This is a genomic window from Allobacillus salarius (genome assembly GCF_007559425.1).
GTDB classification, from domain to species: Bacteria; Bacillota; Bacilli; order Bacillales; family Alkalibacillaceae; genus Allobacillus; species Allobacillus salarius.
The window spans coordinates 1-8,033 of record NZ_VMHE01000040.1 but is presented as its reverse complement, the minus strand read 5'-3'; the positions used below and the strand labels follow the sequence as shown (position 1 = coordinate 8,033).

General features: G+C 38.4%; 11 protein-coding genes and 1 riboswitch. Of the genes, 9 read left to right on the top strand and 2 right to left on the bottom strand.

What is annotated here, in order from left to right; all coding sequences use genetic code 11:
* The coding region (locus tag FPQ13_RS13675; protein ID WP_222103157.1) for a hypothetical protein at positions 1-210 on the top strand (210 nt) is incomplete at its 5' end.
* Here FPQ13_RS13675 and FPQ13_RS12570 read toward each other — a convergent pair.
* The gene (locus tag FPQ13_RS12570; RefSeq protein WP_144089671.1) at positions 207-650 is read right to left on the bottom strand and encodes an EAL domain-containing protein; all 444 of its coding nucleotides are present in this window, start codon (positions 648-650) and stop codon (positions 207-209) included. The two genes, FPQ13_RS13675 and FPQ13_RS12570, sit on opposite strands and share 4 nt — an antisense overlap.
* 303 nt (positions 651-953) lie before the next feature.
* Positions 954-1,063: riboswitch (TPP riboswitch) on the top strand.
* A gap of 140 nt (positions 1,064-1,203) precedes the next feature.
* On the opposite strand from FPQ13_RS12570, the gene FPQ13_RS12565 reads away from it, so the two are divergent.
* The 8 genes from FPQ13_RS12565 to FPQ13_RS12530 all read left to right on the top strand — a co-directional run bounded on the left by FPQ13_RS12565 (position 1,204) and on the right by FPQ13_RS12530 (position 7,099).
* Complete coding sequence (locus FPQ13_RS12565; protein WP_246065524.1) at positions 1,204-2,208, top strand: ABC transporter substrate-binding protein; 1,005 nt, start codon at positions 1,204-1,206, stop codon at positions 2,206-2,208.
* 34 nt (positions 2,209-2,242) lie between these two features.
* A complete protein-coding gene (locus FPQ13_RS12560) occupies positions 2,243-2,530 on the top strand; it encodes a thiamine-binding protein (protein ID WP_144089670.1) in 288 nt (95 codons plus the stop codon).
* Positions 2,527-3,294 carry an ABC transporter permease gene (locus tag FPQ13_RS12555; RefSeq protein ID WP_144089669.1) on the top strand — a complete coding sequence of 256 codons (768 nt, stop codon included), beginning with the start codon at positions 2,527-2,529 and terminating at the stop codon, positions 3,292-3,294. Before FPQ13_RS12560 ends, FPQ13_RS12555 begins: the two co-directional genes overlap by 4 nt.
* Entirely contained in the window at positions 3,295-4,020 is a 726-nt protein-coding gene (locus tag FPQ13_RS12550; RefSeq protein WP_144089668.1) for an ABC transporter ATP-binding protein, read from the top strand.
* Positions 4,021-4,044: 24 nt separating this feature from the next.
* Complete coding sequence (locus FPQ13_RS12545; protein ID WP_144089667.1) at positions 4,045-4,641, top strand: YkoF family thiamine/hydroxymethylpyrimidine-binding protein; 597 nt, start codon at positions 4,045-4,047, stop codon at positions 4,639-4,641.
* A gap of 214 nt (positions 4,642-4,855) precedes the next feature.
* A complete protein-coding gene (locus FPQ13_RS12540; protein ID WP_144089666.1) occupies positions 4,856-5,605 on the top strand; it encodes a methionine ABC transporter ATP-binding protein in 750 nt (249 codons plus the stop codon).
* A complete protein-coding gene (locus tag FPQ13_RS12535; RefSeq protein WP_144089672.1) occupies positions 5,595-6,260 on the top strand; it encodes a methionine ABC transporter permease in 666 nt (221 codons plus the stop codon). The genes FPQ13_RS12540 and FPQ13_RS12535 overlap by 11 nt, the downstream gene beginning before the upstream one ends.
* 17 nt (positions 6,261-6,277) lie before the next feature.
* On the top strand, positions 6,278-7,099 hold the full coding sequence (locus tag FPQ13_RS12530; protein ID WP_144089665.1) for a MetQ/NlpA family ABC transporter substrate-binding protein: 822 nt from the start codon (positions 6,278-6,280) through the stop codon (positions 7,097-7,099).
* 94 nt (positions 7,100-7,193) lie between these two features.
* On the opposite strand, the gene rhuM is transcribed toward FPQ13_RS12530, so the two are convergent.
* The gene (rhuM, locus tag FPQ13_RS12525; RefSeq protein ID WP_144089664.1) at positions 7,194-7,625 is read right to left on the bottom strand and encodes a RhuM family protein; all 432 of its coding nucleotides are present in this window, start codon (positions 7,623-7,625) and stop codon (positions 7,194-7,196) included.
* Positions 7,626-8,033 lie beyond the last annotated feature (408 nt).

The window sequence follows — 8,033 nt, the reverse complement described above, 5'->3', positions numbered from 1 at the left end:
TTGACTATGTGCTTACCGCTACCAGGTCACACTCGGGACTTTCACCCGTTAGAATTCACCCATGCCGGGCAAACTAAGAAGAGACCAAATCATATGCGATTTGGTCTGTTAAAAGATATGCTATTTCGTATGTTTCTCCACCGAAACGGAACTACTTACTTTTGGAGAACGGTCTCTTTTTTTGTAGAAAAACGAATTGATTCACTTTAATTGATTAACTGAGCGTTAACATGTAACTCCCTTTCTTGAATCCAAGCAATAAGATCTTCTGGATTTTGTGGGCGAGAAAAATAATACCCCTGAATATACATGGACTCTGACAACGAAGTAATAAAATCAAATTGTTCCTTTACTTCTACTCCCTCAATGACTACCTGTAATTTTAAAGAGTTACACAGTTTAACAATTGCACTTAATACCGAAGAATCTTTTTCTGATTGCGGAACACCATCCACAAAGGACTTATCAATTTTAATCGTTGAAATAGGAATTCTTTTTAAATACGACAACGAAGATAGCCCTGTGCCAAAATCATCTAATGCAACGGAGAAACCAAGTTTTCTAAACTCTTTTACAGCCTTAATCGCATTTTCAATATCGTGTATGACGCTTGTCTCAGTAATTTCTAGTTCAAGATGATGACTATTCATTCTATACGCTAATAAACGGTGACTTGACACTCAACTACTTGAGTAGACAAGTTACATAAAAATAAAAGCGCTTTCAGATTAATAGTATATCTAATATTGTTGGTTTGTCAATTCGATGTTTGGTGTATTACATGGGACTAGCAAATCGTTATAATATTGCCATTACTTACTAGCACCAGAAACTATCTCTGATAATCTATGTAGTTATTTTTCTCCCAATTTCCTCTCTTCGAAATATTTATTTGCAAGCATCTTCTTCCTATGGCATACTGTGGATTGTAAGGCATTAATAAAAATTTCATACGTTATATGTAGGGGCGCTAGTGATGCTAGCTGAGATTGTATTCTTGAAATACTGACCCTTTGAACCTGATCTGGTTGGCACCAGCGGAGGGAACATTTCATTCGAATCATTTTTACATAAATGAGATTATTCCTGTGCGCTAAAGGACCACCCTTTAGCGCACTTTTTATTTTATGTTAAAGCGCTGGTTTGCCGTTTTTTCTAAAAGGGACCCTACTAATATAGCGAAAAACAAATGGGGGTATTCACGTGAAAAAATGGATGAGCATCATTTTGTTTGTAGGAATCATTTTCTTAGCAGCTTGTGGTCAAAGCGATGAAAGTAATGGAGGTGACGAAGAAGGCAATGCTGACCTAACACCTGTAAAATTCGCACTCGATTGGACACCGAATACGAACCACACAGGGATTTATGTCGCAAAAGAGAAGGGTTATTTCGAAGAACAAGGGCTAGATGTTGAAATCTTATTACCTGGAGAAGTTGGCGTGAATCAGCTGCTAGCCGCTGGAAAAGCAGACTTTGGAATTAGTTACCAAGAAGGTCTCACACAGGCACGTTCAGAAGGTCTTCCTCTCGTCTCGATCGCTGCAGTGATGCAACATAATACAGCCGGTTATGCTTCCCCTGTAGAAAAAGGGATTACTTCGCCAAAAGATTTTGAAGGGAAAAAGTTTGGAGCGTACGGTTCTGACCTTGAAAAAGCGATGATGAAAACAATAATGAAAAATGATCATGCCGACGTAGAAGATGTTGATTTCATTACAACGGGGGACTCTGACTTTTTTGTTGCTGTTGAACGAGATGTCGACTTCTCCCTTGTCTATTATGGTTGGACTGGAATTGAAGCAGAACTAAGAGGTGTAGATTTAAATATGGTTTATCTTGCTGACTTTTCCGATAAGCTTGATTTCTACACACCGATTCTTGCTACAAGTGAAGAAATGATTTCTTCTGACCCAGAATTGGTAAAAGCTTTCACACATGCCGCCGTTAAAGGTTATGAGTATGCCATAGAACATCCAGAAGAAGCCGCACAAATATTAATCGATGATGTTCCAGATCTTAATCCTGAATTGGTTAAGCGCAGTCAAGAATGGCTATCGCCTCGGTATAAAGATGATGCCGAACAATTTGGTATCCAAGAACAAGAAAGATGGCAGAAATTTGCTGACTTTCTATTCGAAAATGACATTATCGATGAAGCAGTAGAGATTGATCAAGCATTTACGAATGAGTTTTTGCCAGAGAAGTAGGTTCATGGATTACAGAAAAAATAGGAGTGGTTTTATGGCAAATGCGTTGCTAAGTATTCAAATAATTCCTAAGGTCGATGATCAAGATTTATATTCATATGTAGACGAAGCAATTGCTGTAATCGAGGCTACAAATGTGAAATACAGCGTACATCCACTGGAAACAACGATGGAGGGCGAACTGTCGGAGCTACTACAAATCGTGAAGAAAATGAATGAAAAAATGTCATCGTTAGGTGCTCCAAGCGTCATCTCCCAAGTTAAAATTGCTTACCGGCCAGAAGGAATAACAATGGACGAACTCGTGGAGAAATACGAATGAATACAAGTGTCCTTAAAAAAATTTGGAGACCATTCCTTGCCATCTTATTATTTATCGGGCTATGGGAAGTAGCGACACGACTTTTTTCCATTGAGGAATGGCTACTCCCTGCCCCTTCCGATATTGTGATGGAAGCTCGAAGTGTTATTCCGACATTTTTACCGCATCTACAATCAACCGTAACATTATCCGTTTCGGGCTTTCTCATCGGGACAACAGTCGGTTTAGGGGTGGCGACGATATTACATCTAATGCCGAGAGTTCGAGAAACGTTTTTTCCTTTTATTATTATTTCTCAGAACATGCCGATTATCGTTCTGGCCCCGTTACTAGTAATCTGGTTCGGATTCAATGCGTTGCCTAAGTTAATCATCATTACGTTAGCCTGTTTCTTTCCGATTGCGGTTTCTGCCTTAGGTGGATTTACACAAACGAACCGGGAGTTAGTCCACTATATGAAAATGATGGGTGCGAATAAAGCGCAGTTGTTCTGGAAATTGGAATTGCCACATGCCGTTCCGTCAATATTCTCAGGATTGAAAATCGCAGGAACATACAGCGTCATGGCAGCCGTCGTATCCGAATGGTTAGGTGCACAAAAAGGGATTGGGGTATTTATGACACTTGCCGCTTCTTCCTATCGAACATCACGTGTATTTGTAGCGATTATCGTTGCAATGATCATCAGCTTAGCCTTTTACGGACTGATTCTACTATTGGAGAAGTTTTTCATTCGCTGGCAGCAGAAGGGGGAAAACAATTAGATGTTGGAATTACGTCATGTAAGTAAGTCTTTTGGACAAAAACAAGTTCTCCAGGAAATTTCACTTCACGTATCGAATGGAGAGTTTGTTTCAGTAATCGGTCCCTCCGGAAGTGGAAAAAGTACGATGTTCAGTCTAATTGGAGGCCTTCTTGAGCCAGATGCTGGTGAAATCTATTTAAGCGGAGAAAATATAACCAATAAACGTGGATTCATAAGTTATATGCCACAGCAAGCCTCCTTATTTCCATGGCGAACGATTATGGAAAACGTGTTAGTCGGCCAGGAACTACAAGGAAAGAAAGATTACGAACGAGCTGAAGCGATGTTAGAAAGAGCAGGACTCGGTGATGTGATTCATGCGTATCCTCACGAGTTATCCGGTGGCATGAAACAACGGGTCGCTTTCATCCGTGCTTTGTTAAGTCCGCAATCCTTAATGTTGCTCGATGAACCGTTCTCTGCTCTAGATGAATTTACGCGAACAGACATGCAAAAGTGGCTCCTATCCATTTGGGAGGATGACGAACAATCGATTCTGTTTATTACACACAATATTGATGAGGCATTATTTTTGTCTGACAAAATTATTATCTTATCCGTCAATCCTGCAGAAATTAAAGAAGTCATCGAAGTCCCATTTAAGAGACCACGGGATGAAGAATTACTGCTTTCAGAAGAATTTCTTCAGTGGAAAAGAAGAATTATGGAAGTCATTCAATTTTAAACATATCGATGAGGAGGAATGATGATGCAAAATCAATCTTGTAATAACCAAAACGTAAGTGCGAGTTTTTCCATTCATCCGATGAGTGATGATTTTAAGGACATCATTCTCGGCGCGTTAGATGAAGTGGATACATCAAACGTTTGGTTGGAAACAGATGATGTTTCAACCAGTGTACGCGGCACGTCCACCCACGTTTTCGATGTAACAAAAGCGCTATTTGTCCATGCGGCAAAGACCGGGAAACATGTTGCCTTTCAAGCTACGTATATGTGTGGATGTCCAGGTGAGCCTGGCGAAGAAACCACGTTTGAAGTTGATGAAATCCCGCTGAACAAAGAAAAGGTGGAAGATACAAAGCAATATGTTGCAGCGAAGTTCTCCCTCTACCCTTTAGGTAATGGCGATTATATGGATCTTATTTTTCAACAAATCGAAGCAATGAAATCGTTTGTTTCTGTTTCTTCTGCTCCTTTAGCAACACGCTTAGAAGGCGAAGCAATCCAAGTATTCAACGGCTTAGAAAAAGTATTTACTGCGACAGTGGAAGGTGGATCCAGTCATACTGTCATGACCGTTTCCATTTCAGCGAATAGTCCGTCGCATACAGATAAAGTGTAAGCTCATCGTAATTACAAAAGAGACCAGAGACCACGAAATAGTGTAATCTAAACTGTGTAAGTAGAAGAACGTACGGCTTCTACTTGCCGGTTTAACCATTGATTAGACATGTAGTAACTATTACACTCATTATAGAATTTAAATATATAACAACTTGAAAGAGATTGTAATATACCGATCGAACTTTCACTTGACTGCAAGATTGGAGGCTTCTATGATTAGTTTACAGAATGTTACCAAACGATACGGCGCGTTTAAAGCGATTCAATCCATATCATTAAACATTAAACCTGGGGAAATCCACGGTATTATTGGCTCGAGTGGCGCAGGAAAATCTACATTATTGCGTATGATGAATTTACTTGAAAAACCTGATGATGGCGATGTCATTATTAACAATAAAAAAATCAATCATTTAAAAGGCAAAGAGATTCGAAATATACGCCAGTCGTTAGGCATGATTTTTCAAGGATTTCATTTAGTCGGCAACAAAACGGTTTTTGATAATGTCGCTGTGTCATTAGAAATTGCCAAAATAGCAAAAAAGAACCGAACAGAACGCGTGATGGAGAGCTTGCGTTTCGTCGGTCTTGAAGCCTATAAAGATAAGTATCCTAGACAACTTAGTGGGGGACAAAAACAGCGTGTCGCTATTGCACGTGCCATTGTTAATAATCCTAGCGTTTTGTTATGTGACGAGCCAACATCATCACTTGATCCAACAACGACAATGGAAATACTTGAGGTACTAAAGCAAATTAATCAGCAACTTAACGTAACCATCATCATTGTGAGTCATGAGATGGAAGTCATTAGAAGCCTCTCTGAACGAGTAACAGTGATGGAAGATGGGCAAATTTATGAGGTAGTAGAAATAGAGCCGACAGGTGTAAATAAAAGCAAGAAAGGGGCAGCAACATTTGTCGAACAGCTGAAGTCAGGAGGTGATTCCAATCCTTCCTGAAGTATTAGTGGAGTATCAATCTGAGATTTGGGAGTCAATTGTCGAATCATCTATTATGGTAGGTTTTTCAGTATTAGCGGCATTGTTAGTTGGACTACCCATTGGAACATTTTTATTTCTATGTCGTAAGGGACAATTACTAGAGAACAGACTCGTTTTTTCATCTTTAAATTTACTCGTGAACATTATTCGTTCATTCCCATTTTTACTACTCGTAATTTTTATGATCCCATTTACGCGATTTGTTATGGGAACTGCAATAGGTACAGCTGCCGCAACACTTCCTATGATGGTGATTGCCATTGCACACTACTCACGACTTGTGGAGCAATCCCTACTCGATGTACCAAAGGGGGTGATTCAAGCAGCTGTCTCGATGGGAGCATCCGTTAAAGATATTATTTTTAAGTTTTTATATGTTGAATCACGTTCTGCCCTCGTTTTAAGTATGACGACATCCACAATTAGTTTTATTTCCTATTCAACGATTATGGGGGTTGTCGGTGGTGGCGGAATTGGGGACTTTGCCATTCGATATGGTTATTTACAATATCGAACAGATTTAATGGTTTATATCATTATCATTATCGTGATATTTGTACAAATTATCCAATATTCAGGGATAACCTTAGCAAGAAAAATAGATAAAAGGTAGAAAGAAGGGAACAATCTATGAAAAAATCACTATTAGTAATCATGATCGCTCTCGTAACATTTCTAGTTGCATGTAGTGGCGATGATCAAACAGATAATAATGCAAATGAAGAAAATGACGTACAAACATTAAGAGTTGCAGCTGTTGAGTCACCAATGACAGATGTTGTAGAAATTGCAAAAGAACTTCTCGCCGAAGATGGTATTGAGGTAGAAGTTGTTGAGATGGGCGATTACATACAGCCAAATGAAGCACTAAAAAACAAAGAGATCGATGCAAACTTTTCACAACATGTACCATTCATGCAACAATTTAATGAAAATGCCGATGGTAACTTAGTTGACGTTCAACCGATTTATTTTGCTAACTTCGGCCTTTATGCAGATGGATATGAAAGTATTGATGAATTACCAGATGACATAACAATTGGTATTGCCAATGACCCATCTAATGTGGATCGTTCTTTACGCTTATTAGCATCCCATGGTTTGATTGAGCTAAATGAGATTGACGGAGAGCAATATGGATTAGATGATATTATCGATGAATCACACAACTTCAGTTTTGAACAAACAGAAATTGCTGCGTTATCACGTTTATATGAAGATGTGGATGGAGTTATTATGAACCCAACACATGCGAGCCATTTAGATTTAACACCAGCTGATGATGCACTTATCACAGAAAAAGAAGATAACAAATTTGCGATTACATTAGTAGCCCGCGAAGATAATGCGGATTCTGAATTAATTCAACAGTTAAGGGAAGCAATGACAAGTGAAGAGGTAAGAGAGTTTCTAACGGGACGTGAAGGAGAATCAGCTGTACCGGCATTTTAATAAGAAAATCTCATTTATTTAGAAGTGTACCGAGAAAGTAGGTACGCTTCTATTTTGATTCGTAGTAGAAACATACGCGGAAGTGATCATACAATTATTTCTTCAGATTATTATTTTCAATAAATTTATCAAAGTCGTTAGAGGTATTTTGAACAATGCGAAGTTGATGATACTTCCCATACTCTTCAATAGCTATTTTATCTGCTACAACCTTTTCCACTTTTACAGCATCATGTAGGATTTCACGCTCATCAAATTCCAAGAAAGCATCAAGTTTATTTTTCCAGTCCTTCATATACATAGGTCTATTTCTTTCGGCTTGATCTTCTGCATAGTCTAGATACCTAGTAACAATACGATTAAGAGCCCTCATCTCTTTTTCATTCAAGTAATTCTTTGCAATCGTTACATCTCTCTTGCGTACTTTATCACCTTTCCAAGAGGTAAGTCCCATATCTTCCTTCTCTGCATCTGCTCTATCTGAGATGAGTTTCCAGGCTTTTAAAGATATTTTTAATATGTTCATTAATAGTATTTACACCCTTTTGAAATAACTCTGCTATCGCTTTCTGTGTCATCCAAACTGTTTCATCTGCTATCTTAACTTCTACTGATGGATTCCTGCCCTCTGGTTGATAGATTAAAGGTTTTATATTATTTACCATCGCTCTACCTTCCTCTTCAATGTTCTTCCATATACTATTATACCATTTAAACATAGAATAGTTGAACAAAAACAGAACACTTATTCCCCTTTTGTGACTTTTTCAAAGACCAAATATAAAACCCCTTCAGACTTGTTATAAAATCCTTAGGGGCTGTTAATTTATTAATTAATTTGTTCTAATACAGTTTTGTGTAGACGTCAAGTAGATTTTTACACTTTTTGCTCGTATCCTTTTTACACTTCCGCTTGAAAAATGCTTTTCCTGTT

What these genes read in the sequence shown, in the direction of transcription:
- FPQ13_RS12570 (WP_144089671.1), bottom strand. Translation starts at nt 650, where the DNA reads ATGAATAGTCATCATCTTGAACTAGAAATTACTGAGACAAGCGTCATA.
- FPQ13_RS12560 (WP_144089670.1), top strand. Translation starts at nt 2,243, where the DNA reads ATGGCAAATGCGTTGCTAAGTATTCAAATAATTCCTAAGGTCGATGAT.
- FPQ13_RS12555 (WP_144089669.1), top strand. Translation starts at nt 2,527, where the DNA reads ATGAATACAAGTGTCCTTAAAAAAATTTGGAGACCATTCCTTGCCATC.
- FPQ13_RS12550 (WP_144089668.1), top strand. Translation starts at nt 3,295, where the DNA reads ATGTTGGAATTACGTCATGTAAGTAAGTCTTTTGGACAAAAACAAGTT.
- FPQ13_RS12545 (WP_144089667.1), top strand. Translation starts at nt 4,045, where the DNA reads ATGCAAAATCAATCTTGTAATAACCAAAACGTAAGTGCGAGTTTTTCC.
- FPQ13_RS12540 (WP_144089666.1), top strand. Translation starts at nt 4,856, where the DNA reads ATGATTAGTTTACAGAATGTTACCAAACGATACGGCGCGTTTAAAGCG.
- FPQ13_RS12530 (WP_144089665.1), top strand. Translation starts at nt 6,278, where the DNA reads ATGAAAAAATCACTATTAGTAATCATGATCGCTCTCGTAACATTTCTA.
- rhuM (WP_144089664.1), bottom strand. Translation starts at nt 7,625, where the DNA reads ATGAACATATTAAAAATATCTTTAAAAGCCTGGAAACTCATCTCAGAT.